Origin of the sequence: Variovorax sp. Root434 (assembly GCF_001426595.1) — a bacterium.
Lineage (GTDB): Bacteria > Pseudomonadota > Gammaproteobacteria > Burkholderiales > Burkholderiaceae_C > Variovorax.
This window is the reverse complement of the sequence record NZ_LMEK01000001.1, coordinates 341,076-366,131: the sequence shown is the minus strand read 5'-3', so window position 1 is coordinate 366,131 and position 25,056 is coordinate 341,076. Positions and strand designations below refer to the sequence as shown.

The following is a 25,056-nucleotide window of genomic DNA, read 5'->3' as shown; positions in this document are numbered from 1 at the left end:
TTTCACGCGCCACCGCGTGCCTTGAGCCGGATCAACATGGCAGCCGCGGCCGCCTGCTCGCCGGCGCGGCGCGAGCCGCCGATGCCGCGTTCGCGAAGCCCCAACTCGGGCACCTCGCACTCGACATCGAAAGTCTGCTTGTGCGCCGCGCCCAGTGTGGCAGCCACGCGATACACCGGCAGCTTCATTTTGTGACCCTGCAGCCATTCCTGCAATTCGGTCTTCGGGTCCTTGGCCGCGGCTTCCATGCGCGGGTTGATTTCGACCGACTCGTAGAGCCGGTGCACCAGCGCCTCGGCGGCGGCAAAGCCGGCGTCCAGGTAGACCGCGCCGATCAGCGCCTCGAGCGCATCGGCCAGGATCGACGGCCGGTTGGGCCCGCCCGAGCGCGCCTCGCCTTCGCCGAGCCGCAGCAGCGGCGACAGCGCCAGCCCTACCGCCAGGCGATGCAGCGTGTCCTGCTTGACGAGGTTGGCACGCACGCGCGACAGGTCGCCTTCGGGCAAAGCCGACAGGCGAATGTAGAGCAAGTGCGAGACCGCCAGGTTCAGCACCGAGTCGCCGAGAAACTCGAGGCGCTCGTTGTGGTCGGCCGAGAAGCTGCGGTGCGTGAGCGCGAGCTGGAGCAGCCGCGGGTCGGAGAAGGTGTGCCGGAGGCGCGCCTGCAGCGCGGCGAGGCCGCCGTCCACCTTTTTTGGCGCCGTGTTCAGCGGGTTTCGCCCTTGTACTTGAGCGTCAGGAAGGCGGGGCCGAACAGGGGAATCTCGCGCTCGTACGAGTACGACACGACCACCTTGTCGCCGACCTTCTTGATCTCGAGGTCCCTGCCGCTGACCGACTTGAAGTCGTCGATGGCCTGGGCGCGATCGAAAATCGCGCGCACTTCGGGCACGGTTGCCCCTTCCTTGGCCTTGTTGGCGGCCTTGTCGATGGCCTGCCATTCGATCAGCGTCGGAATGACCTGCGCGACGACCACGCCCAGGCACCCGAGCACCACCGCGACGAACACCAAGCCGATGAACGAAATGCCGCGTTGCTGCGCAGCCCTGCTGCGAACGAACCGATGTGTTCTCATGCCCTCATACCCCTCGAACTATGCTGATGAATGCTTATTGAAACGGACCGATGCGACCCAGATCGCCGAAGTTCATCCAGACGAAGAACGCCCTGCCCACGATGTTCTTGTCCGGGACGAAGCCCCAGAAACGCGAGTCCGCCGAATTATCGCGGTTGTCGCCCATCATGAAATAGTTGCCGGCCGGCACCTTGCAGACCACGCCTTCGACCGAGTAGCGGCAGTTTTCGCGAAACGGAAAGTCGCTGGCGCCCGGAACGAAGGACGGCGCGGCTTCGTCGTTGAGCAGCTTGTGCTGCTTGCCGCCGAGGTCTTCCCCGTATTGCTTGAGCAGGCGCATCGATTCGCTGTCGAGGTAGTCGGCATCCGCCACCTTGGATACCGGCTGGCCGTTGATCGTGAGCTTCTTGTTCAGGTAGGCCACTTCGTCGCCGGGAATGCCGACCACGCGCTTGATGTAGTCCATGCTCGGCTTGGGCGGGTAGCGGAACACCACCACATCGCCGCGCGCCAGCGGCGTTCCGTCGGTGATCTTGGTGTTGATCACGGGCAGGCGCAGGCCGTAGGTGAATTTGTTGACCAGTATCAGGTCACCGGTCAGCAGCGTGGGCATCATCGAGCCCGAGGGAATCTTGAAGGGCTCGTAGAGAAACGAGCGCAGCAGGAACACCACCAGGATCACGGGGAACAGGCCCGCGGTCCAGTCGAGCCACCAGGGCTGCATCAGCAGCCGCTCGCTCGCCTTCGCGTCGGCCGTATCGACCTGCTTGATGCCCTGTTCGGCCAGGCGCGCATTGCGCTCGGTCAGCGAGTCTTCGAGCCTGGCGGCGGCCCGTTCGCGCCGGGGCAGGAAATAGAAGCGCTCGGCCAGCCAGTACAGCCCGGTGACCACCGTGGCCAGGAACAGCAGCAAAGCGAAGTTGCCTTCGATCGCGTTGAAATACCAGGCGCCGACATAGGCGGCAAATGCCGCGAGGACCAGGGAGGTGAGGAATGCCATTTTTTGATCAGTCTTCGACTTGCAGAATCGCGAGGAAGGCCTCTTGCGGGACCTCGACGGAGCCGATCTGCTTCATTCTTTTCTTGCCCGCCTTCTGCTTCTCGAGCAGCTTCTTCTTGCGGGTGATGTCGCCGCCATAGCACTTGGCCAGCACGTTCTTGCGAAGCGCCTTGATTGTCTCACGCGCAATGATGGTGACCCCAATGGCCGCCTGGATCGCCACGTCGTACATCTGGCGCGAAATGATCTCGCGCATCTTCGACACCACCGCCCGGCCGCGGTACTGCGACTGGCTGCGGTGCACGATGATCGACAGCGCATCGACCTTGTCGCCGTTGAGCAGGATGTCGACCTTGACCACGTCCGACGCGCGGTACTCCTTGAACTCGTAGTCCATCGAGGCGTAGCCGCGGCTCACCGATTTCAGCTTGTCGAAGAAGTCGAGCACGATCTCGCCGAGCGGCATCTCGTAGGTCAGCATGACCTGGCGGCCGTGGTAGGCCATGTTCATCTGCACGCCGCGCTTCTGGTTGGCCAGCGTCATGACGGAGCCAACGTATTCCTGCGGCATATAGAGATGCACGGTGACGATGGGCTCGCGGATTTCCGCCATCCTGCCGACGTCGGGCATCTTGGACGGGTTCTCGACCATGAGCACTTCGCCGTCGTTCTTGACCACCTGATAGACCACGCTCGGCGCGGTCGTGATCAGGTCCTGGTCGAACTCGCGCTCCAGGCGCTCCTGCACGATCTCCATGTGCAGCAGGCCGAGGAAGCCGCAGCGAAAGCCGAAGCCGAGCGCCTGGCTCACCTCGGGCTCGTAGCGCAGCGACGAATCGTTGAGCTTGAGCTTTTCGAGCGCGTCGCGCAGCGAGTCGTACTCGCTCGCTTCGGTCGGGTACAGGCCCGCGAACACCTGCGGCTGGATCTCCTTGAAGCCGGGTAGCGCCTCGGTGGCCGTGGCCGCCGCGCCACCGCTGCCGGGCTTGATCAGCGTGACCGTGTCGCCGACCTTGGCCGCCTGCAGTTCCTTGATGCCCGCGATGATGTAGCCCACCTCGCCCGCCTCGAGCGACGCACGCGCTTCGTTGGCGGGCGTGAAGACGCCGACGCTGTCGGCGTTGTACATCGCACCCGACGCCATCATCTTGATGCGATCGCCCTTCGCGAGCCGGCCGTCGACCACGCGCACCAGCATGACGACGCCAACGTATGCATCGAACCAGCTGTCGACGATCATCGCGCGCAGCGGGCCGTCGGGATTGCCGCGCGGCGCGGGCATTTTGGCGACGATGGCTTCGAGAATGTCGTCGATGCCCACGCCGGTCTTGGCCGAGCACGGGATCGCATCGGTCGCGTCGATGCCGATCACGTCTTCGATCTCGGTGCGTGCGTTGTCGAGATCCGCGTTGGGCAAATCGATCTTGTTGAGCACGGGCACCACTTCGACGCCGAGGTCGAGCGCGGTGTAGCAGTTGGCCACTGTCTGCGCTTCGACGCCTTGCGATGCATCGACGACGAGCAATGCGCCTTCGCATGCCGACAGCGAGCGGCTCACCTCATACGAGAAGTCGACGTGGCCCGGCGTGTCGATCAGATTGAGGTTGTAGACCTGCCCATCGCGTGCCTTGTAGTGCAGCGCAGCGGTCTGTGCCTTGATGGTTATCCCACGCTCTTTTTCGATGTCCATCGAGTCGAGCACCTGCGCTTCCATCTCGCGTTCTGCGAGGCCGCCGCAACGCTGGATCAAACGGTCTGCGAGCGTCGACTTGCCGTGGTCGATGTGCGCAATGATCGAAAAGTTTCTGATGTGATTCATCAACGGGAACGCTTAAGTACTTGAATTGGCTCGTGCGCAGAGTGCGACAGGCAAGAAAAAAGGGCGCGTCTTCTGGAGACGCGCCCTGAACCAACAAGCAATGGCAACTGCAGTAGTTGGAACTTCATTGTAGGCAAAAAGGGAAGCACGTACATCCGGGAACAGGGTCCAAAGGGGTCGTTGCAGGTCCACAACATCAAAGATACGAACAGGTTATCCACAGGATCGGTGGAGCAGTTGCTGAACAACTTGTGGGCGATCTGTGGAGCACCGGTGGACTGCTGTCTGACATCTCGCATCGTGAAGGTCAGGGCACTCCTTATGCGCTGACCGCCCGCCGAGGGTGCCCTATTCTACCGAAATCCGTCCTTAGCCTTCCGATAAGTTAGTGATCGCAAACAAATATTGGCATTTCCAGGTCGTCAGATTTTTTTCGAGGCTGGCGCCAGAACGTCGCAAACACCTCAAAAAATGGCCCCAAACCCGACTGCCGGGTGGGGCCACTTGACGCCAAGGCCGGTTCAGCGTGCGGGACGAATCAGCGCGTACTGGGCCCAGTCACCGCGACGGAACAGCACACTGAGCGGCTTGCTCTTGTCGGCCTTGCCGACGGCCGACTCGAATTCGCGCACGCTGGAAACCTCGACATTCGCCACCGCCAGGATGATGTCGCCTTCGCGCAGGCCGGCACGAGCCGCGGCGTCGTTGGCGGCATCGACCTTCACGCCGCCCTTCACCTTGAGCTCCTTCTTCTGCGCATCGGTGAGATCGCTCACGGCCAGGCCGAGCGACTTGAGGGCAGCGGATGCCGACGGCTTCGGCGCCGGCTCGTCGCGGTCGTTCGCGCGCTTGCCGGGCTTGTCGGGCTCGATCTCGGCAATGGTCACGTTGAGGTCGCGCGAAGCACCGCGGCGAAACACCGTGAGCGTGCTCTTGGTGCCCGGCTTGGTGTTGCCCACCAAGCGCGGCAGGTCGCTCGGCTTCTCGATGGCCTTGCCGTCGAACTTGGTGATGACGTCACCCGGCTCCACGCCAGCCTTCTCTCCCGGCGAACCGGCCTCGACGCCGCGCACCAGTGCACCCTGCGCCTTGCCCAGGCCGATGGCTTCGGCCACGTCCTTGGTCACCTGGTCGATCTGCACGCCGATGCGGCCGCGCGAAACGCGCCCCGAGGTGCGCAGCTGCTCGCTCACGCGGATCGCCTCGTCGATCGGGATCGAGAACGAGATGCCCATGAAACCGCCCGAGCGCGAGTAGATCTGGCTGTTGATGCCGACCACTTCGCCGCGCATGTTGATCAGCGGCCCACCCGAGTTGCCGGGGTTGATGGCCACGTCGGTCTGGATGAACGGCAGGTATTCGCCGGTGTCGCGCTGCTTGGCGCTCACGATGCCGGCGGTGACGGTGTTCTCGAGGCCGAAGGGCGAGCCGATGGCCATCACCCATTCGCCGACGCGCAGCTTGGAGATGTCGCCGACCTTCACCGCGGGCAGGCCTGTGGCCTCGATCTTGACGACCGCGACGTCGGTGCGCTTGTCGGCGCCGATGATCTTGGCCTTGAACTCGCGCTTGTCGGTCAGCGTGACCAGCACTTCGGAGGCGTCCTCGACCACGTGCGCATTGGTCATCACGTAGCCGTCGGCCGTGAGAATGAAACCGGAGCCGACGCCGCGCGGACGCTCCTCTTCCTGCGGCTGCTGCGGCCGGTTCGGCCGCGGGGTCGAGCGCGGTGCGCCGGGCAGCGGCTGGCCGAAGAAGCGGCGGAAGAACTCCTGCATTTCCTCGTCCATCTCGCCGTTGCTGCCGCGCTGTGCGACCTTCTCGATGGTGCGGATGTTGACCACGGAGGGGCCTACCTGATCGACCAGGTCGGTGAAATCGGGCAGTGTGCGCGTCTGCGCATGGGCCGGCTCGACCGGCAGGAATGTGGCGCCAGCTGTCACTGCGAGCGCAAGAGCCAGCAGGCCGGAACGAAACTTGTGTCCCTCGACTTTGAAGATCATCGGTTTTCTTTCAAAAGAACAGAGCGGCGGAAAAACAAGTGCTGTGAGTCTGCACCGTGCGCTTGGTTCAGCGCAACTGGGCTTGTGCGGCCCGTCAGCGCGTACGCGCGAGGCTTTGGGCGAACGCATTGAGCGTCTGCTGCGGCACCTCGCCGACCGCGGTCAGCCACCAGTCGCTAGCCGGTTCGGGCAGACGCCGGCGGATGGCATTGGTCGCGCCGATGGTCAGCACGCCGTCGCGCGGCGCGCGCGCCGGGTCGTAGCGCTCGATGAAGAGCGACACCGAGGCCAAGCCATCGGAGAAGGTCCACTGGACCGTGGCCGCGTCCTGCTTCGGCTTGCCGCTGCTGCCTTCACCGCCTGCCGTCGGACGGCGGAAGAAGCTTCGGGGCTTGAATCCGGCCACGGGTGTTCGCAGCATCCAGCCTTCGTCCTGCGCGTTGCTGCGCTCGAGCTCCAGCTTCTCGACGCGGTAGCCCGAGGTGTTGGACATCATCTGCGAGAGCGCCTGCGCCTTCACCGGCGCGTCGAGCTGCAGTTCGGAGAAGGCCGATTGCTCCACCACGCGGGATTCGCTGTCGATGGTCTGCAGCTTCACCACGAGCCCCGAGCGGCGCTCGCTCCAGATGCGATAGCCGAAGCGCAGCCCATCGTGCGGCACCAACTGCACCACGTCGGCGTCGAAACCGGCCACGCGGTCCTTGCCGATCGCGCGCACGTCGTAGAAATCGCCGATCGACGAATCGGGCTGGTCCGGCAGGTTCGGGAAGAGATCGAGATTCTCGCGCTTTTCGACCTTCACAACTTTTGCTTCCGGCAGGAAGGTCATGACATTGCGGTTGCGCCGGAAGGTCGAGCGCTGCGGCCCCGACAGGGCTTCGATGCGTTCGATCTGGTGCTCGCCGTCGCGCACATGCCAGATGCGCGCGCTCGACAGATCGCCGCCCGGCGCCGACACCACGAAGGTGCCCACGTAGTTGCGCTGCCGGGCACCCGCGTGCATGCGCTGCAGCCACTCGGTCACGCCCATGGCCGGCGGCTCGTCCGTCTGTGCGGTGGCCGCACTCTTCGCATTTGCGCCGCCCGAGCGGGTCTGCGCGGTGGCAGCCTGCGCAAGGCAGAAAGCGGCAAACACAAGCACGCAGGCGCGTGCGGAGATCGGCATCTGAACGGTCATTGCGGGCGGCAGGTAGGAGTTGCGCGCACTCAGCGCGTCGGTCCCTCGAAAGTGGCATTGCGCAGGAAACCCGAAGGCATTTGCGATGCGCCGCCGGCCTGCTGGTGCGCCTCGAGCAGTTGGTCGAGCCGCGGATCGCGCAACATGACTTGAGGATTGCCATTGCCCACGAGCACACGCGTCGGGGTCAGCACGCTGCCGGCGGGCTGCGGGCTGTTGATCGCTGCTGCCGCCAGCACCGAATTCACCGCCGGCTGCTGTTGCTGCGGGACCGACGCCAGCTGCGCGCCTCCTTGCGGAACCGCGGTACCGTTGCCGACCAGGGTCCAACTGATGGCGGCCACGGCCATCAGCGACGCCGCACCGGCCACCAGCTTCCAGCGGAACACCGGCTCGTTGGCCGCTTCCGCCCTGCGCTGCACAGGCTGTGTCACCGATGCGGCAACCGGCGTCGACGCAGGGGCGACCATCACGGGCTCCGCCGCCAACCGCTGTTGGAAGCGCGCCAAGAACGTGGAGGTGTCGCTGCACGGCGAATGCGAACCCGAACGCAGCACGTCGCCCGCGACGTGGAAGGCCTGCCATGCCGCCCGCGCCTCGCCATCGGCGCAGATTGCTTCGATCGCCTGCGCAAACTCCTTGCCCTGCAAATGACCATCCGCAAGTGCGGACACCTGTTCCCGAACCGTCATCGTCTGATTCATTTCATTCACCTGCTTACTTACCAACGCTTGCCGGACTGGTTGTCCAGCAGTGGCTTGACCCTGGCCGAAATGGCCTCGCGCGCCCGGAAAATACGCGAACGCACCGTACCGATGGGGCAATCCATGACCTCGGCAATCTCTTCGTAACTCATGCCCTCGATTTCACGCAGCGTGACCGCCTGGCGCAGCTCGGCAGGGAGCGCATCCATGGCTGCCTCGACGGCACTGGCGATTTCGTTCGCCGCCATGACCGATTCGGGGGTTTCGTCGGTGGTTGGTTCGTTTCCGGGACGGTAAGTTTCATCGTCGTCCTCAGAAGAAGGCCTCAGGGCAGCCTCGGAAATGGTTGGATCGCGCTTCATGTCCACCAGCGCCTTCTTGGCGGTGTTGACGGCGATCCGGTAAAGCCAGGTGTAGAACTGCGCCTCGCCGCGGAACTGATGCAATGCGCGGTAGGCGCGAATGAAGGTTTCCTGCGCGATGTCCTCGATCAGGTCGACGTCGCGCACCATCCGCCCGATCAGGCGCTCGATGCGGCGCTGGTATTTGATGACCAGCAATTCGAACGCCTTTTGGTCGCCCGCGACGGTACGTTGGACCAGTTGGAAATCGACCTCACCCGGACGCGGCGCCGCGGCGGGCACATCGGTCAGGCCGGATTCCGGCGGCACGGGAGGCACGGAAGTGGTCATCGACGGAAGTTCAGGGCGCGTCGGCCGGCGCCGTCGCACGCCAGGGATCGCCAGCAGGTGCCGCCGACGGGGCGCGCGCATATAGCGCGCGGCGCACGTCGCGCCAGCGCTCCGGCATGGCCCTCTGCTCGATCCAGAGCCAGCGCCTGGCGCGTCCCGGCTCGGTGAGGCCGACCAGCATCAGCGACTGGAAATCGAGCGCCGCAAATGCCCGGGCGGCATGCACGGTGCGGGAGGCAGGGCCTCCCGTCAGTGACCAATGGAGGCCGTCGAAATGCAGCACGCCCGCGCCATCGCGCCGCAAGCCGAAGCCCGCGGCGACGCCCGCGAACACGACACTGAAAACCAGCAACAGCTGGCGCCATCCAGCGCTATCGAAGAGATAGCAGGACGCGCCCGCACAGCAAGCGCCCAGGGCCCAGAGAACAACGAGAATCCGGGTTGCGCCACGCGAGCGCCCCACCGGATAGGTCACCGACGGCGCGCTGTGCATGAAAGAGCAATGCTGCTCAAGCGCGCTTGAACACCAGCGTGCCGTTGGTGCCGCCGAAGCCGAAGTTGTTCTTGACCGCGACATCGATCTTCAGATCGCGCGCCTCGTTGGCGCAGTAGTCGAGATCGCACTCCGGATCCTGGTTGAAGATGTTGATGGTCGGCGGGCTCTTCTGCTCGTGCAGCGCCATCACCGTGAACACCGATTCGATGCCGCCCGCGCCGCCCAGCAGGTGGCCGGTCATGGACTTGGTCGAATTGACGACGAGCTTCTTCGCGTGATCGCCGAATGCCAGCTTGACCGCGTTGGTCTCGTTGAGGTCGCCGATCTGCGTCGAGGTGCCGTGCGCGTTGAGGTACTGGACCTGGTCGGCATTGACGCCGGCATTGGCCAGTGCCATGGCCATCGAGCGGCGCGGGCCGTCGACGTCGGGCGCGGTCATGTGGTACGCGTCACCCGTCAGGCCGAAGCCCGCGACTTCGGCGTAGATCTTGGCGCCGCGCGCCTTGGCATGTTCGTACTCCTCGAGCACCAGCACGCCGGCGCCCTCGCCCAGCACGAAACCATCGCGGTCCTTGTCCCACGGACGCGAGGCCGTGGCGGGATCGTCGTTGCGGGTGCTCAACGCGCGAGGCGCGGTGAAGCCGCCGATGCCGAGCGGGGAAATGGTCGATTCCGCACCGCCCGCGATCATCACGTCGGCATCGCCGTACTCGATCATGCGTGCCGACGTGCCGATGGCATGCAGGCCGGTGGTACAGGCCGTGACGACAGCGATGTTCGGGCCCTTGAAGCCGTACTTGATCGAGACGTGTCCCGAGATCATGTTGATGATCGACGCCGGCACGAAGAACGGCGAAATGCGGCGTGGGCCGCGATTCGCATATTCGCCGTGCGTTTCTTCGATCATCGGCAGGCCGCCGATGCCGGAGCCGATGTTGCAGCCGATGCGCACGGCTTTTTCATAGGATAGCGCTTCGCCGGTCGGCAGTCCGCTGTCCTGCACCGCCTGGATGGCGGCGGCGAGTCCCAGATGAATGAAGCGGTCCATGTGACGCGCTTCTTTCTCCGAGATGTATTGGGTGATGTCGAAACCCTTGACCTCACCGGCGAACTTGCAGGCGAAGGCGCTTGCATCGAACGCGGTGATGTTCGCAATACCCGACTTCCCGGCCAACAGGTTGGCCCAGGATTCGGTTGCGGTGTTTCCGACAGGAGCGATGCAACCGAGTCCGGTCACGACGACGCGGCGTTTGGTCATGCCGGCAAACCTTTCTGGAAGCGCTGAACAGTTGCCTGTCGGCGCGAGCGGTTCAAGTAAAAGCCGCCGGCCGCAGTTGCAGTGTTGTCAGCTGGCCTATCAGGCCTTTTGATTCTTGGTGGCGTAGTCGACGGCGTTTTGCACCGTGGTGATCTTCTCGGCATCTTCGTCGGGAATTTCGATGCCGAATTCGTCTTCGAGTGCCATCACGAGTTCGACCGTGTCGAGCGAGTCCGCGCCGAGGTCGGCCACGAAGGCCTTTTCATTCGTCACTTGGGACTCTTCCACGCCGAGCTGCTCGGCGATGATTTTCTTGACACGTGCTTCGATATCGCTCATTTGGTTCCCTCTGAGGGTTGTAGGTAATCGGTGGATTTTAGCCGGGCGCATTGTGGCATTTGCCGTGCACCCGGTACGGGGAAATTTGCGCCTTGCGGCTACATGTGCATGCCGCCGTTGACGTGCAGCTCCTGCCCCGTGACGTAGGACGCCTGGGGCGATGCGAGGTAAGCCACCGCGTGCGCGATGTCGGCCGGCTTGCCCAGATGGCCCAGCGGAATCTGCTGGAGCAGCGCCTGCTGCTGGGCTTCGGGAAGGCTGGCCGTCATGTCGGTTTCGATGAAACCGGGTGCGACGCAGTTGACGGTGATGTTGCGGCTGCCGAGTTCGCGGGCCAGCGCGCGGGTCATGCCCGCAACGCCGGCCTTGGCTGCCGCGTAGTTGGCCTGGCCGGCGTTGCCGGAAGCGCCGACCACGCTGGTGATGCTGATGATGCGGCCGTAGCGCTGCTTCATCATCGGCCGGATCACCGCGCGCGAGAGCGAGAAGACGGCCTTGAGGTTGGTGTCGAGCACCGCATCCCAGTCGCTGTCCTTCATGCGCATGGCGAGCGTGTCGCGCGTGATGCCGGCGTTGTTCACCAACACGTGGATTGCGCCGTAGGCCTGCACGATCTCGTCGATCAGAGCCTCGACGGCGGCGCCGTCATTCACGTCGAGTGCACGGCCGCGGCCGTCGAAGGCGCTGAGGGCCGAGGTGATCTTGGCCGCGCCGTCGTCGGTGGTGCCGGTGCCCACGACCTTGAGACCGCGCTGGGCCAGTTCCAGCGCGATCGCTGCGCCGATACCGCGCGTTGCGCCGGTGACCAGGGCGACTTGCCCTTCGAATTTGGGAATGCTCATAAGAAAAAGTGTCGGGGCCTTGCCGGTTCAGCCGGCGAGCGATTGTCGGGTGTCCGCGAGCGTGGCCGGGTCGTACACCGACGCGGCTTCCAGATCGGGGGCGATGCGCTTCACCATGCCGGCCAGCACCTTGCCGGGACCGCATTCGATGATGGCGGCTATACCTCGCAGTTTCAAGGCCTGCACGCTCTCGACCCAGCGCACCGGGCCGGCAGCCTGCCGCACCAGGGCGTCGCGAATGCGGTTGGCATCGGTTTCAACGGCAACGTCGATATTGTTCAGCACGGGAATCTGTGGCGCGGCCAGTTCGATGGAAGCCAGCTTCTCGCGCAATGCTTGCGCCGCGGGTTTCATGAGGCTCGAATGGAACGGAGCCGAAACCGGCAGCAGCAGCGCGCGCTTGGCGCCGTTGGCCTTGAGCAGTTCGCAGGCCTTGTCGACCGCGGCCTTGCTGCCGGCGATCACGGTCTGCATCGGGTCGTTGAAATTCACCGCCTCGACGATTTCCGCACTGCCCGCGCCAAAACTGGCTGTGGCTTCCGCACACCCGGCCACCACCTTGCCCGACTCCATGCCGAGCACCGCAGCCATTGCGCCGACACCGACAGGCACCGCCTGCTGCATCGCCTGCGCGCGAAAACGCACCAGCGGCGCGGCCTGCGCTAGCGTGAGCACGCCCGAAGCCACCAGCGCGGAATACTCGCCGAGCGAATGGCCGGCCACGACGGAAGGCGCCGCGCCTCCCTCTGCCAGCCAGGCACGCCACGCGGCCACGCCGGCAATCAGCATCACGGGCTGGGTGTTGGTGGTGAGCGCCAGCTCTTCCTTGGGACCATTCTTGATGAGCGCACCGATGTCTTCGCCGAGCGCTTCGGAAGCTTCGCGAAGCGTTTCGGCCACGGCCGGATGATCGCCCCAAGCGTCGAGCATGCCGACGGCCTGCGAGCCCTGACCCGGAAAGACAAAAGCAAAGGATTTCATTGTTTCAAGCGTCATCTTGCATCGCAGCACCCTCTTCCGGGCGCTGCAACGCACTACAGATTCAACAGCACCGCGCCCCAGGTGAAGCCGCCGCCCACGCCTTCGAGCATGAGCGTCTGGCCCTTTTTCACCTTGCCGGAGCGCACGCCCTCATCGAGCGCCAGCGGAATCGATGCAGCGGAGGTGTTGCCGTGCTCGTTCACCGTGACGATCAATCTCTCGCGCGGAAGCTTCAGCTTCTTCGCCGTGCCTTCCATGATGCGGATGTTGGCCTGGTGCGGAATGAGCCAGTCGATATCGGAATCGGTCTTGCCGGCCTTGGCCAGCGTGGTGCGCGCCGCTTCCTCGAGCACGCGCACTGCGAGCTTGAAGACGGCCTGGCCATCCATGTGCAGCAGCGGCGTACCCAGCACATTGCCGCCGGACACATGGCCCGGCACGCAAAGAATACCGACGTGCTTTCCGTCCGCATGCAGGTCGCTGGCCAGGATGCCAGGCTCTTGACTGGCTTCGAGCACCACCGCGCCCGCGCCGTCGCCGAACAGCACGCAGGTGGTGCGGTCGTTGAAGTCGAGGATGCGGGAGAACACTTCGGCGCCCACCACCAGTGCACAGCGCGCGGAGCCGGTGCGGATCATCGCGTCGGCAACGGTGAGCGCATAGACGAAGCCGCTGCAGACCGCCTGGACGTCGAATGCCGGACAGCCGGCAATGCCGAGCTTGTTCTGCAGGATGGCGGCCGACGACGGGAACACCATGTCTGGCGTCGAGGTCGCGACGATGATCAGGTCGACGTCGCTGGCCTTGCGGCCGGCGGCTTCCAGGGCATGCCGAGCCGCTTCGAAACCAAGGTCGCTGCTCGTGACGTCCGGCGCGGCGAAGTGCCGCGCATGGATGCCGGTGCGTTCGACGATCCATTGGTCGGAGGTTTCGATGCCGCGCGTCGCCAGATCCTTGGCGAGATCGTCATTGGTCACGCGGCGTGGAGGCAGGTAGCTGCCGGTGCCGGTAATGCGTGAGTAAGGAGGGGTCATCAAACGTGAAGGGCCGTCGCGTCGACCGGCGCCGCCGGATCCTGCCGCGCGAGCAAAGGCGCGGCGTGGGCGATGCGGGCCCGCACGCGATCGAGCAGGTTGTTGCGAGCGGCATCATAAGCGCGATCCAGCGCATGGCCGAAAGCCACTTCGTCAGCCGAGCCATGGCTCTTGAAAACCAGGCCACGCAGGCCCAGGAGCGCTGCACCGTTGTACCGCCGATGATCCAAGCGAGTTTTAAATGCTTTTAAGACCGGATAGGCAACAATTGCAGCAAGTTTCGTGAAAACGCTTCGCGAAAATTCGACTCGAATGAACTCGCCGATCATGGAGGCCACGCCTTCGCTGGCCTTCAAAGCCACGTTTCCGACGAACCCATCGCAAACGACGATGTCGGTGGTGCCTTTGAAGATATCGTTGCCCTCCACGTTGCCGTAGAAGTTCAGATCCTTGGAATTGGCAGCCGTACGCAGCAGTTGGCTTGCTTTTTTGATGGTTTCGCTGCCCTTGATGGCTTCTTCGCCAATATTGAGCAAGCCGACCGAAGGCGCCTCGTTACCGGTCAACGCCGAGACCAGCGCCGAACCGAGCACCGCGAACTGAAGCAGGTCTTCGGCATCGCAATCGACATTTGCGCCCAGGTCGAGCACCGTCGTCGCCCCACCCTTTGCGTTCGGCAATTGTGGCGCGATGGCCGGGCGGTCGATGCCTTCCAGTGTCTTGAGCAGGTAGCGCGCAATGGCCATCAAGGCGCCGGTGTTGCCGGCCGAGACCGCCGCCTGGGCAGCGCCGTCCTTGACCTGCTGGATCGCCACGCGCATCGAAGAGTCTTTCTTCTTGCGCAGGGCGATTTCAATCGGATCGTCCATGCCCACGACTTCGCTGGCAGCGACGATGCGGGCACGCGGATGCGCGGCAAATCCCGCCAGCGCGGCCGGCGCACCGACCAGCAGCAACGAGGCCTCGCTGTGCCGCTCGAGAAATGCGCGGCAGGCCGCGAGCGTGACGCGCGGCCCATGGTCGCCCCCCATGCAATCCACGGCGAGCGTGATTGCGGAAGGCGCAGCAGTGATTTCGGGAGAAGAAGTCGTAGCCATCAAAACAAAGGCCCGACGCTACGGCAGAAGTAGCTTCGGGCCTTGGCCTTGGGATGCGGAATCAGGCTTCGGACTTGTTCTTGAGCACCTGGCGGCCACGGTAGAAACCGTTGGGGCTGATGTGGTGGCGCAGGTGCGTTTCGCCGGTGGTCGGCTCCACGGCGATGCCGGGAACGACCAGCGCATTGTGGGAACGGTGCATGCCGCGCTTGGAAGGCGACTTCTTGTTTTGCTGGACGGCCATGATGGCTCCTGGACTGTTAGGTGAGTGATTGGATACGGGCTCAAGCGGTGGCAATACAGAAACTTCAGCGGCATGCATGGAATGCCTCTCTCGTTGCTACCTGTATCGCTGCTCACGGCGGCGCGCGCGAAGCCCATGATTATAGCCCAGCCGGTAGAAAAGGGCTACTTCCCCTCTTCCGGCTTGCGCGAACGCAACGCACCGAGCACCGCAAAAGGGTTCGGCTTGGCTTCCTCGGCCGCCTTGAAGTCTTCGTCGCTGGACGAAAGCTGCACCGGCGTCGGGCAGACATCGTGGGCGGGCATGACGGGGATTTCCATCAGCAGTTCGTCCTCGATCAGGGCGTGCAGGTCGAAATCCCGGCTCACGACGAGCAGGTCTTCCTCGGATTCCTCGTCCTGCGCCTCGGCGGTGGCCTCATCGGCCACGAAGCGGAACCAGCGATCCACCGACAGCAGGGAATCGACGGGCGACAAGCAGCGCTGGCAAACCAGCGGCACCACGGCTTCGGCCTCCAGGTGCAGCCAGGGCGTAGCCTTGCCATCCGCGCCGGGGCGTTCTTCCCCATGGGCCACCCACCGGACCAGCGCATCGGGCGCCGGAACGGCCAGTTCGGCGGCCAGGCGCTCATAGTCAGGAACCGGGTCGGCGGCTTCCAGGGTGGCAGCGGCAGCGGTAAAGCCCGGCACATTGAGCCGTTCGGGAGCAAATTCTCTCTTCATCCGCGGCAGTCTAGCGCGCCGGGCGTTCCCCCGGCGCGGGACATGGCGGAGGGTCTTGAGCGGCTCACGCACAATCGTCCCCATGCAACGCACCGTGATCCTCGCCTCGACCTCGCGCTACCGCCGCGAATTGCTCTCCCGCCTGCGCCTGCCCTTCGATGTGCACTCGCCGGAAGTCGATGAAACACCTCTTGCCGGCGAAACACCGCATGACCTCGCCCTTCGCCTCGCGCTGGAAAAGGCCAATGCCGTGGCCGCCCGCTTTCCCGACGCCGTGGTGATCGGTTCCGACCAGGTGGCCGACCTGGCGGGCGAAGCGCTCGGCAAACCCGGCGACCATGCCCGCGCCACCGCCCAGCTGCGCCGCATGCGCGGCCAGACGCTGATCTTTCAGACAGCCGTGGCCGTCGTCTGTCACGCCACCGGCTTCGCCCAGCGTGACATCGCGCCCGTGCGCGTGGTGTTTCGCGACCTCACCGACACCGCCATCGAACACTATTTGCAAGCCGAGCAGCCCTACGACTGCGCCGGCAGCGCCAAGAGCGAAGGCCTGGGCATCGCATTGCTGAGCGCCATCGACAGCGACGACCCGACCGCGCTGGTCGGCCTGCCGCTGATCCGCACCTGCCAGATGCTGCGCGCCGCGGGGGTCGATCTGCTGTGACACAACAAAAGGGCAAGCTCTACCTCGTACCCGCGCCGCTCGACTTCGGCTGCGATGTGCAAGCCCCGCTGCAGGACGCCCTGCCGCTGGGCACGCTGCAAGCGGCCGCCGGCATCACTCACTGGATCTGCGAGAACGCGAAGTCCGCGCGCGCTTACCTCAAGCGCATCGATGCGGTCGCGCCACTGGCTGCACCGCTGCAGGCGCAGGCCATCCAGGAACTGCCGCGCGAAGTGCACAAGAAAGGCGATCATGCCGGCCAATTCGATGCCCGCCCCCTGCTGGCCGCCGCGCTCGAAGGCCACGACATCGGCCTGCTGAGCGAAGCCGGCATGCCGGCGGTGGCCGATCCGGGCTCCTCGGTGGCGCGCGCCGCACACGACCTGGGCATCACGGTGGTGCCGCTGACCGGCCCCGTTTCGCTGCTGCTGGCGCTTGCAGCGAGCGGCCTCAACGGCCAGAACTTCGCCTTCGTCGGCTACCTGCCGCAGGACGCCGTTGAACGCCAAACCCGCATCCGCGAGCTCGAAGCGCTCGCGCTCAAGTCCGGCCAGACGCAGCTGTTCATCGAAACGCCCTACCGCAACGCCGCGCTGCTGCAGGCGCTCGTGCAGACCCTGCAGCACAACACCCGGCTCGCCGTGGCGCGCGGCCTGACGCTCGCCACCGCCCATGTGCGCAGCGAGACGGTCAAGTCCTGGCGCGCCGCCAAGCCGCAAGCCACGACAGACGAACGCCTGCCCGCCGTGTTCGCCATCGGCCGCTGACGATGGGCGGCGTTACCGCAGCCACGCGCTGGGCATCGCGCGCGCAGTTCTTTTGCGCCGGCTTCATCTTCGCGACCTGGGGCGTGCATGTGCCGACGGTCAAGGCGCACTACGGCATCGACGAGGCGCAGCTCGGCCTGGCGATGCTCGCAGCCGGTGCCGGCGCGATGTTCGGCCTGACCAGCGCGGGCCGCTGGATCGGACGCCACGGCCCGCGCCGCGTGGCCGGCATCTGCGGCTGCATCTACGCGCTGCTGCTGGCCGGCCTGATCGCGATGCCTGGCTACGCTGCCCTGCTGGGCCTGCTGGCCGCCTTCGGCCTCGTGACCAGCGTGTTCGACGTGTCGATCAACACCGAGGCGGCGCAGCTCGAACTGCATGGAGACGCGCCACTGATGAGCGGCATGCACGGCATGTTCAGCCTGGGCGGCATGGCCGGCGCCGCGAGCGGCAGCGCCGCGCTGGCAGCCGGACTCGGCGCGCAGGCACACCTGTTGCTGGTCGCCGCAGCAATGGCGCTGCTCGTCGCCGCGGCCTCGACGCGCATGCTGCCCAGAGCCGCCACCAGCGGCGCCACCGAGGCCGACCATGGTTTCCTGCTGCCCCGTGGCGCGCTCGCGGTACTGGGCGTGCTGGCCGCGCTGGGACTGATCGCCGAGGGCGCCATCTACGACTGGAGCGTGCTCTACATGCAGCAGGAAATCGGCAGCCCGCAGCAACAGGCCGCGCTCGCCTATGCGAGCTTCTCGGCCGCAATGGCGGCGGCGCGTTTCGGCGGCGACGCGATGCGCGCCCGCTTCGCACCGACCACACTGCTGCTCGGCAGCGGCCTGCTGGCAGCAGTGGCGATGACGCTGGTACTGGCCACCGACCTGCCGTGGCTGGCGCTGATCGGCTTCGCGGGCGTGGGCGTCGGCTTTGCGAACGTGGTGCCGATCCTGTTCTCGGCTTCGGCAAAAGTGCCGGGCATCGAGCCTGCGCGAGGCATTGCATCTGTCTCGGCCCTGGCATACCTGGGATTCATGGCAGGCCCGGCGGTGATCGGGCTGCTGGCGCGGACGACCTCGCTGACCGCCGCGCTCTATGTGGTCGTGGCCTTCGCCGCGGCGCTGGCGGCGTCGGCGCGCTACACCGCCAGCGGCGAGAACAACAAATAGGAAATCAGCGCAGGGCCGGGGCGGTGTGCATGAGGCGCACCGTGGTTTCGGCCATCGCGGCGCCGAATTTCTTGGCCAGCTTCTCGGCCACGTTGTCGCGCCGCGTGTAGTCGATCACCTCTTCGGCCTTGATGACTTCGCGCGCCACGTAGTCGACGTTGCCCAGCTGGTCGGCAAGGCCGAATTCGACCGCCTGCTCGCCGCTCCAGAACAAGCCGCTGAACAGGCCCGGAGTGTCGAGCTTCAGGCGGTCGCCGCGGCCGGCCTTGACCACGTTGATGAACTGCGTGTGGATCTGGTTCAGCATCGTCTGTGCATGGGCGCGCTGCGCATCGCTCATCGGGCTGAAGGGATCGAGGAAGCCCTTGTTCTCGCCGGCGGTCAGCAGGCGGCGCTCGACGCCAACCTTCTCCATCACGCCCGTGAAGCCGAAGCCGTCCATCAGCACGCCGATGCTGCCGACGATGCTGGCCTTGTCGACGAAGATCTTGTCGGTGGCAGCAGCGATGTAATAGGCAGCCGAAGCGCAGGTTTCCTCGACCACGGCATAGACCGGCTTCTTGTACTTGGCCTTCAGGCGCTTGATCTCGTCGTTGATGATGCCGGCCTGCACCGGACTGCCGCCGGGCGAGTTGATCAGCAGCACCACGCCCTTGGCACCCTCGTCCTCGAAGGCCGTCTTCATCGCGGCGATCACGAACTCCGCGCTCGCATCCCCGCCGTTGGCGATTTCGCCCTTGATCTCGACGACGGCCGTATGGGCCGTGGTCTTGGCCGCACTCGGCGTGCCGCGCGAGAGCGCGAACCAGGCCAGGAAGATGAAGAAAGCCAGCCACGACAGGCGCACGAAGGTCTTCCAGCGGCGCGTGGCCCTCTGTTCGTTCAGCGAAGCGAAGGCGAGCTTTTCGAGCGTGGTGCGCTCCCATCCGGGGCGCTGCGTGGGATCTTTGGCCATGTTCTTGGAGGGGGCCGGCTCAAATGGTTCGAACCCTTCGGGTTCCGTTCGGTTCGGGTCGGTCATGTCAGAAGGTCAGGGGGTGAAGGTTCCAGTCAGTATGCCAGTGCACCACGCCGCCATGCTCGCTCAGGGCGATCTTCACGAGGCCACCACGGCATGGGCCGCCCATGCATTCACCGGTGTCGGGCTTGTAGACCGCACCGTGCGTGGCGCACAGCAGCCACTGGCCGGTGTCGTCGAAGAAGCGATCGGGCTGGAAGTCGAGCTCCATCGCGACATGGCTGCACCGGTTGAGAAACGCATGCGGCCGCCCCTCGAAACGCACCGCGAAGGCGCGGCAGGTTTCACCGCCGTAGACCACGTCGAAAGGCACGGCCAGGCCACCTTCGACCAGGTCCGAGGCGTTGCACAGCGGAATGCGTTCTTCGTCGCTCATGGCGGGGTCTTCAGGTGTTTTCGAGGAGCCAGGCTTCCAGCCCGGCCACCGAATGCGCGATGTGCAGCGGCTTGAATTCGTCGAAGCTGGCCGGTTCGTGCGCGCCGTAGCTCACGCCCACGCTGGCGGCGCCCGCGTTCTGGGCGAGCTGCAGGTCGTGCGTGGTGTCGCCGATCATCAGGGTGCGTTCCGGCGGCACGTCGAGTTCTTCCATCAGCTCCAGCAGCATGCGCGGATGCGGCTTGCCGAAGGTTTCGTCGGCCGTGCGCGAGGCGTCGAAGCGGTCGCGCAGCGCGACCGACCTGAGCGCTTCGTTGAGGCCGCGGCGCGACTTGCCCGTGGCCACGGCCAGCTTGTGGCCGCGCGCGCGCAACGCATCGAGCATCTGCAGCACGCCGTCGAAAAGCACGAGGTCGTCCTGGTGCTGGAGGTAGTGATAGCGATAGCGCGCGCCGAGCTCGGCATATTTTTCCTTCGGCACGTCGGGCGCCGCGCGGGCGAGCGCCTCGGCCAGGCCCAGACCGATCACCCAGGCGGCGTCGTTCTCGCTCGGTTTGGCGCCACCGACGTCGATCACCGCCGCCTGGATGCAGCGCACGATCAGGCGCGTGGAGTCGTAGAGCGTGCCGTCCCAGTCGAAGGCGATCAGGTCGAAGCGAAGGGGGCGGGGGGAATCAGTCATGGGTCGTCGCAACGGGGTGTTGGGCCAGCGCCTCGAGGGCGGCAGGCGGCATGAGCGCGTGCAGCTCGGGCGGCAGGCCGGCCTGCAGCGCCACGCGATCACCGCTGGCCGGGTGGTTGAATTGCAGCCGCCAGGCATGCAGGAACATGCGCTTGAGGCCGAGTTTCTGCAGCGCGCGCTGGCGTTCGGACTCGCCGTACTTGTCGTCGCCGGCAATCGGATGGCCGGCCGACGCGAGGTGGACACGGATCTGGTGCGTGCGGCCAGTCTTGATCGTCACCGCGAGCAATGACAGCGGCGTGGCATCCCCGGGCAGCGACAACCGTGCCAGCACGCGCACCAGCGTGACGGCGCGCATGGCATCCGGATGGTCCTTGGCGACCACGCGCACACGGCGCTCGCCGGCGCCCGCACCGGAGCCGTCGGGTAGCAGATATTTGGCGAGCGGCGCATCGAGCACCTTCTTGTTGGCGGGCCAGGCCCCCTCGACCAGCGCCAGGTAGGTCTTGCCGGTCTCGCGTTCGCGGAACTGGTCCTGCAGCGCGACCAGCGCGCTGCGCTTCTTGGCGACCAGCAGGATGCCGGAGGTTTCGCGGTCCAGCCGATGCACCAGTTCCAGGAATTTGGCGGCGGGCCGCGCCGTGCGCAATTGCTCGATCACGCCAAAGCTCACGCCGCTGCCGCCATGGACGGCCACGCCGGCCGGCTTGTCGATGGCCAGCAAGGCATCGTCTTCCAGCAGCACCGGGAACTCACGCGCCGGCGCGGGCGGGGCCGCGCCCTCTTCCGCGCGGGGCGAGATGCGGATCGGCGGCAGCCGCAGCACGTCGCCCACCTCGATGCGGGTTTCGGCCTGCGCACGGCCTTTGTTGATGCGCACCTCGCCGGACCGGATGATCCGGTAGACGTGCGTCTTCGGGACGCCTTTCAGATGGCGGAACAGGAAGTTGTCGAGCCGCTGCCCGGCAGATTCGGCGTCGACCGTGAGGAATTTGATGGCCGAATGCGGCGCCCCGGTCTCGGTTGGGGCTTTTGGGTCTGCGGGATTTGGAGCAGCCGCCGGGCCCTGCTTCGCACCTATAATGTTTTTCACCAGCGCGGTCATGTAAGTACTTGATTAGACAGAAGTTTAGTCCACTGCCATCAAATACCCAGGACAGCGCTGCGAGGTCGATGCCGCTTTGGCGCCGAGCTGCAAACCCCGCGCAATGGCGCAAAGTGGCAGACCAGGCACCCAAGTCAAGCCGACACCCACGAAACACCGATACGGAATACCCAGCCTGCAGCTTCCAAGCTGCCGGCGGATCGAAGCGAGTCCCTTGTTGTGTTGATGCTGCTGATTCAAATGTGCCTGCGCTGGCCGACCTGGTTTCGACCAGCGGCCTCAGGCATTGAATCGTCCGCGGCGCGCGCCACCCTTGCGCAACCGGCTATCAAAAAGATAGCCACTCAACACCGAATCTGGCTCGCGCCCATCCACGCGCCCCCACCCCGGCTGTCTTCTTGAGCTAGCGCTCGAGAGGCCTGCTCGCGCCTGGCGCGGCAGTCACAGCATCCGGGGCCCAAGCGGCAATTCCCCTGGTTTCGCGGGCGTCGTCCGTGCATCGTTGGCTCGTCAAGAGCCGGTAGAACGATACATATAAGGACAACGCATCATGAAGCGGATGCTGATCAATGCCACGCAGGCCGAAGAACGCCGCCTGGCCATCGTCGACGGGCAGAAACTGCTCGACTACGAAATCGAAATCGAAGGGCGCGAACAGCGCAAGGGCAACATCTACAAGGCGGTCGTGACCCGCGTCGAGCCCTCGCTCGAAGCCTGTTTCGTCGACTACGGCGAAGACCGCCACGGCTTCCTGCCGTTCAAGGAAATCTCCAAGCAGTACTTCGCCGAAGGCGTGTCGGCCAGCCAGGCCCGCATCCAGGACGCGATCCGAGAAGGCCAGGAACTCACCGTCCAGGTCGAGAAGGAAGAGCGCGGCAACAAGGGCGCTGCCCTCACCACCTTCATCTCGCTGGCCGGCCGCTACGTCGTGCTGATGCCCAACAACCCGCGCGGCGGCGGCGTTTCGCGCCGCATCGAGGGCGACGACCGCGCCGAGCTCAAGGAGGCGATGGACCAGCTCGAGTACCCGAAGGGCATGAGCATCATCGCGCGCACCGCCGGCATCGGCCGCATCGCGTCCGAACTCCAGTGGGACCTGAACTACCTGCTCAAGCTGTGGAGCGCCATCGACGGCGCGGCCAAGGGCGGCAAGGGCGCCTTCCTGATCTACCAGGAATCGTCGCTCGTCATCCGCGCCATCCGTGATTACTTCAATCACGACATCGGCGACATCCTGATCGACACCGACGACATCTACGACCAGGCGCAGCAGTTCATGGCGCACGTCATGCCCGAGCATGCCGCCCGCGTGAAGCGCTACCGCGACGACGCGGCGCTGTTCAGCCGCTTCCAGATCGAGCACCAGATCGAATCGGCCTACGCGCGCACCGTGCAGCTGCCCTCGGGCGGCGCCATCGTGATCGACCACACCGAAGCGCTGGTCTCGGTCGACGTGAACTCCGCCCGCGCCATCAAGGGGGGCGACATCGAAGAAACCGCCACCCGCACCAACCTCGAAGCCGCCGATGAAGTGGCCCGCCAGATGCGCCTGCGCGACCTGGGCGGCCTGATCGTCATCGACTTCATCGACATGGACGAGTCGAAGAACCGCCGCGAGGTCGAAAGCCGCCTGCGCGACGCGCTGCGGCAAGACCGCGCCCGTGTGCAGTTCGGCTCGATCAGCAAGTTCGGCCTGATGGAAATGAGCCGCCAGCGCCTGAAGCCCGCGCTCAGCGAAGGCTCGTCGATTCCCTGCCCCCGCTGCGGCGGCTCGGGCCACATCCGTGACACCGAATCGAGCGCGCTGCAGATCCTGCGCATCATTCAGGAAGAGTGCCTGAAGGACAACACGGCCGCCGTGCACGTGCAGGTGCCGGTCGAGGTGGCTTCGTTCCTGCTGAACGAAAAGCGCCCCGAAATCGCCAAGATCGAACTCAAGCAGCGCGTCACCGTGCTGATGGTGCCCAACAAGACGCTCGAAACGCCGAACTACAAGCTCGAGCGCCTGAAGCACGACGATCCGCGCCTCGACCACATCGAAGCCAGCTACAAGATGGCCGACGAGATCGAAGACCCGACCTCGGTCACGCGCCGTTCGCAGGAACCCACCAACAAACAGACGCCGGTGATCAAGGGCGTGCTGCCCGACGCTCCCGCGCCGGTGGTGCCGCCCAAGCCCGAAGCGGTGCGTGCGCCTGTCGCCGCAGCACCCGCACCGGTCGCTCCGCCCGTGGTGAGCGCGCCGGTTCCGGCACAGACCGGCTTCTTCGGCTGGATCAAGAACCTGTTCGGCGGTACGCCGGCACCCGCTCCAGCACCTGCGCCCGCCGTGATTCCGGTCGAGGCGCCGAAGCCCCGCCGCGACGGCCGTCCGGGCCGCGATGGCGAACAACGTGCCGGCGCACGCGACGGCGAACAGCGCCGCGGCGGTCGTGGTGGCGAAGCTCGCGGTGAAGGCCGTGGCGAGAGCGGCGGACGCTCCGGTGGCCGCGACGGCGAACGCCGTGGTGGCCGTGGCGGCGAGCGCCGTGAAGGTCGCGAAGGCCGTGAAGGCCGCGGCAGCGAGCAGCGCAGCGACGGCATCAACCAGCCGCGTGAGCAACGCGAACCGCGCGAGCAGCGTGAGCCCCGCGAGCCGCGTGAAGCGCGCGCACCGCGCGATGGCGAACAACGCCGCAGCGGCCGTGGCGAGCGCCGCGAAGGCGAAGGCCGCGAAGGCCGCAACAACGCGCCGGCCGAGGCCCTCGACGGCAACATCAGCCTGGAAGCCCAGCAACTGGCATCCGGCGCTGTCGCAGGCGACGAAGGCAACGCAGCTGAACGCGCACCCCGCGCCCGGGGCGAACGCCGTGAACGTGGCGAGCGCAATGAGCGTGGCGAACGTGCTGAACGCGGCAACGACCGTGGCGGCGAACGCGCCGAGCGCAACGGCGACAACGGCCAGCCGCGCGGCGACGCAGCACCCGCTGGCGACGAAGCCGCCCAAGGCGAGCGCCAGCCCCGCAGCGGCCGCGACGAACAGCGCGCTCCGCGTGGCGACCGTGGCGACCGCAACGACGGCCGCCGCGAACGCCGCAACGATGCGCCGCAAGCCGAAGCGGATGCACGCGGCGCCGAAGCCGCGGCTTCCGATGCAGCGCAAGGCAATGAAGCCATCAACGGCAGCAACGAGCAGATGCCCCGCCGCGAAGGCGACGAGCGCCGCGGCCGTTCGCGCGACCGCTACGGCCGTGACCGCCGCGAACGCGGCCCGCGCGACGAAGCCGAAGCCGGCAGCACGGCCGGCGCCCCGGTCGCCGAAGGCGTCGCGGCGGAAGCCCCGGAGTCCCGTCCGCAGCAGCAACTGCCGCTGGTGTCGGAACGCGCCGAAGCAGCTCGAGAAGTCGCCGCACCGGAAGCCCGCCAGCCCGCCGCACCGCAGCAGGTCCGCACCGAGCGCCCGGCGCCGGTGTCCGCACCGATCGTGGTCGAAAGCGCCAAGGCGCCCGCAGCCGCCAACGGCCGCGCGCTGCCCAAGGTCCAGTCCTTCGAGCTGCCGCTGACCGAACTCGCGCAGATCGCCGAGAGCTCGGGCCTGCAGTGGGTCAACTCGGATGCCGAGCGCATCGCCCAGGCCCGCGCCGCCATCGAGGCCGAGCCGAAGCCGGTGCATGTGCCGCGCGAACGCCCGCCGGTGGTCGTGCTCGACGAAGGCCCGCTGGTGCTGGTCGAAACCCGCCGCGACCTCGGCTCGATGTCGCTGCCGTTCGAGCAACAGCAACGCACGCTCTGAGCGACACACGCCCGCAACCCAAAACGGCGCCA

Annotated in this window: 25 protein-coding genes; 4 read left to right on the top strand and 21 right to left on the bottom strand. The window is 65.9% G+C overall.

The window, feature by feature from the left end; genetic code table 11:
- Positions 1 to 2: 2 nt before the first annotated feature.
- The 17 genes from rnc to ASD05_RS01615 form a co-directional block, all read right to left on the bottom strand.
- Positions 3 to 689, bottom strand: coding sequence for a ribonuclease III (gene rnc / locus ASD05_RS01695; RefSeq protein WP_056586730.1), 687 nt, complete (start codon positions 687 to 689; stop codon positions 3 to 5).
- A gap of 17 nt (positions 690 to 706) precedes the next feature.
- Positions 707 to 1,075, bottom strand: coding sequence for a DUF4845 domain-containing protein (locus tag ASD05_RS01690; protein WP_007830480.1), 369 nt, complete (start codon positions 1,073 to 1,075; stop codon positions 707 to 709).
- 34 nt (positions 1,076 to 1,109) lie between these two features.
- On the bottom strand, positions 1,110 to 2,075 hold the full coding sequence (lepB, locus tag ASD05_RS01685; RefSeq protein ID WP_056586727.1) for a signal peptidase I: 966 nt from the start codon (positions 2,073 to 2,075) through the stop codon (positions 1,110 to 1,112).
- Positions 2,076 to 2,082: 7 nt separating this feature from the next.
- Entirely contained in the window at positions 2,083 to 3,894 is a 1,812-nt protein-coding gene (gene lepA / locus ASD05_RS01680) for a translation elongation factor 4 (protein ID WP_007830478.1), read from the bottom strand.
- 521 nt (positions 3,895 to 4,415) lie between these two features.
- Complete coding sequence (locus tag ASD05_RS01675) at positions 4,416 to 5,897, bottom strand: DegQ family serine endoprotease (protein WP_056586724.1); 1,482 nt, start codon at positions 5,895 to 5,897, stop codon at positions 4,416 to 4,418.
- A 94-nt stretch (positions 5,898 to 5,991) separates the two neighbouring features.
- Complete coding sequence (locus ASD05_RS01670) at positions 5,992 to 7,074, bottom strand: MucB/RseB C-terminal domain-containing protein (protein WP_056586721.1); 1,083 nt, start codon at positions 7,072 to 7,074, stop codon at positions 5,992 to 5,994.
- Positions 7,075 to 7,103: 29 nt separating this feature from the next.
- Entirely contained in the window at positions 7,104 to 7,778 is a 675-nt protein-coding gene (locus tag ASD05_RS01665; RefSeq protein ID WP_056586717.1) for a sigma-E factor negative regulatory protein, read from the bottom strand.
- 17 nt (positions 7,779 to 7,795) lie between these two features.
- On the bottom strand, positions 7,796 to 8,470 hold the full coding sequence (gene rpoE / locus ASD05_RS01660) for an RNA polymerase sigma factor RpoE (RefSeq protein ID WP_082571935.1): 675 nt from the start codon (positions 8,468 to 8,470) through the stop codon (positions 7,796 to 7,798).
- Between the two features lie 10 nt (positions 8,471 to 8,480).
- Positions 8,481 to 8,822: a hypothetical protein gene (locus ASD05_RS01655; protein ID WP_235507828.1), complete on the bottom strand. Its 342-nt coding sequence runs from the start codon at positions 8,820 to 8,822 to the stop codon at positions 8,481 to 8,483.
- Between the two features lie 157 nt (positions 8,823 to 8,979).
- Positions 8,980 to 10,224 carry a beta-ketoacyl-ACP synthase II gene (gene fabF, locus ASD05_RS01650; protein WP_007830472.1) on the bottom strand — a complete coding sequence of 415 codons (1,245 nt, stop codon included), beginning with the start codon at positions 10,222 to 10,224 and terminating at the stop codon, positions 8,980 to 8,982.
- Positions 10,225 to 10,323: 99 nt separating this feature from the next.
- Positions 10,324 to 10,563, bottom strand: a complete 240-nt coding sequence (gene acpP / locus ASD05_RS01645; protein ID WP_007830471.1) for an acyl carrier protein — start codon at positions 10,561 to 10,563, stop codon at positions 10,324 to 10,326.
- Between the two features lie 98 nt (positions 10,564 to 10,661).
- Positions 10,662 to 11,405, bottom strand: coding sequence for a 3-oxoacyl-ACP reductase FabG (gene fabG / locus ASD05_RS01640; RefSeq protein ID WP_056510018.1), 744 nt, complete (start codon positions 11,403 to 11,405; stop codon positions 10,662 to 10,664).
- A 27-nt stretch (positions 11,406 to 11,432) separates the two neighbouring features.
- A complete protein-coding gene (gene fabD, locus ASD05_RS01635; protein ID WP_056586711.1) occupies positions 11,433 to 12,386 on the bottom strand; it encodes an ACP S-malonyltransferase in 954 nt (317 codons plus the stop codon).
- A 53-nt stretch (positions 12,387 to 12,439) separates the two neighbouring features.
- On the bottom strand, positions 12,440 to 13,420 hold the full coding sequence (locus ASD05_RS01630; protein ID WP_056586708.1) for a beta-ketoacyl-ACP synthase III: 981 nt from the start codon (positions 13,418 to 13,420) through the stop codon (positions 12,440 to 12,442).
- Complete coding sequence (gene plsX, locus ASD05_RS01625) at positions 13,420 to 14,517, bottom strand: phosphate acyltransferase PlsX (protein ID WP_082571934.1); 1,098 nt, start codon at positions 14,515 to 14,517, stop codon at positions 13,420 to 13,422. Before plsX ends, ASD05_RS01630 begins: the two co-directional genes overlap by 1 nt.
- 61 nt (positions 14,518 to 14,578) lie before the next feature.
- Positions 14,579 to 14,761, bottom strand: coding sequence for a 50S ribosomal protein L32 (gene rpmF, locus ASD05_RS01620; protein WP_007830466.1), 183 nt, complete (start codon positions 14,759 to 14,761; stop codon positions 14,579 to 14,581).
- A 164-nt stretch (positions 14,762 to 14,925) separates the two neighbouring features.
- Positions 14,926 to 15,483: a YceD family protein gene (locus tag ASD05_RS01615; RefSeq protein WP_056586705.1), complete on the bottom strand. Its 558-nt coding sequence runs from the start codon at positions 15,481 to 15,483 to the stop codon at positions 14,926 to 14,928.
- 82 nt (positions 15,484 to 15,565) lie between these two features.
- Between ASD05_RS01615 and ASD05_RS01610 the strand changes: the two genes are divergently transcribed.
- The 3 genes from ASD05_RS01610 to ASD05_RS01600 are packed head-to-tail and all read left to right on the top strand — an operon-like array spanning position 15,566 to position 18,071.
- Positions 15,566 to 16,147, top strand: a complete 582-nt coding sequence (locus ASD05_RS01610; protein WP_056586702.1) for a Maf family nucleotide pyrophosphatase — start codon at positions 15,566 to 15,568, stop codon at positions 16,145 to 16,147.
- On the top strand, positions 16,144 to 16,914 hold the full coding sequence (locus ASD05_RS01605; RefSeq protein WP_056586699.1) for an SAM-dependent methyltransferase: 771 nt from the start codon (positions 16,144 to 16,146) through the stop codon (positions 16,912 to 16,914). The genes ASD05_RS01610 and ASD05_RS01605 overlap by 4 nt, the downstream gene beginning before the upstream one ends.
- Before the next feature lie 2 nt (positions 16,915 to 16,916).
- The gene (locus tag ASD05_RS01600) at positions 16,917 to 18,071 is read left to right on the top strand and encodes an MFS transporter (protein WP_056586696.1); all 1,155 of its coding nucleotides are present in this window, start codon (positions 16,917 to 16,919) and stop codon (positions 18,069 to 18,071) included.
- Positions 18,072 to 18,075: 4 nt separating this feature from the next.
- Here ASD05_RS01600 and ASD05_RS01595 read toward each other — a convergent pair whose 3' ends face one another.
- The 4 genes from ASD05_RS01595 to ASD05_RS01580 are packed head-to-tail and all read right to left on the bottom strand — an operon-like array spanning position 18,076 to position 21,240.
- Entirely contained in the window at positions 18,076 to 19,092 is a 1,017-nt protein-coding gene (locus ASD05_RS01595; protein ID WP_056586694.1) for a S49 family peptidase, read from the bottom strand.
- 1 nt (position 19,093) lies between these two features.
- On the bottom strand, positions 19,094 to 19,465 hold the full coding sequence (locus ASD05_RS01590) for a Rieske (2Fe-2S) protein (protein ID WP_056586691.1): 372 nt from the start codon (positions 19,463 to 19,465) through the stop codon (positions 19,094 to 19,096).
- A 10-nt stretch (positions 19,466 to 19,475) separates the two neighbouring features.
- Positions 19,476 to 20,147: an HAD family hydrolase gene (locus tag ASD05_RS01585; protein ID WP_056586687.1), complete on the bottom strand. Its 672-nt coding sequence runs from the start codon at positions 20,145 to 20,147 to the stop codon at positions 19,476 to 19,478.
- Complete coding sequence (locus ASD05_RS01580) at positions 20,140 to 21,240, bottom strand: RluA family pseudouridine synthase (RefSeq protein WP_056587776.1); 1,101 nt, start codon at positions 21,238 to 21,240, stop codon at positions 20,140 to 20,142. The genes ASD05_RS01585 and ASD05_RS01580 overlap by 8 nt, the downstream gene beginning before the upstream one ends.
- Positions 21,241 to 21,802: 562 nt before the next feature.
- Between ASD05_RS01580 and ASD05_RS01575 the strand changes: the two genes are divergently transcribed.
- Positions 21,803 to 25,024 (top strand): Rne/Rng family ribonuclease, encoded by a 3,222-nt coding sequence (locus ASD05_RS01575; protein WP_056586684.1) that lies wholly within the window; start codon positions 21,803 to 21,805, stop codon positions 25,022 to 25,024.
- Positions 25,025 to 25,056: the final 32 nt, after the last annotated feature.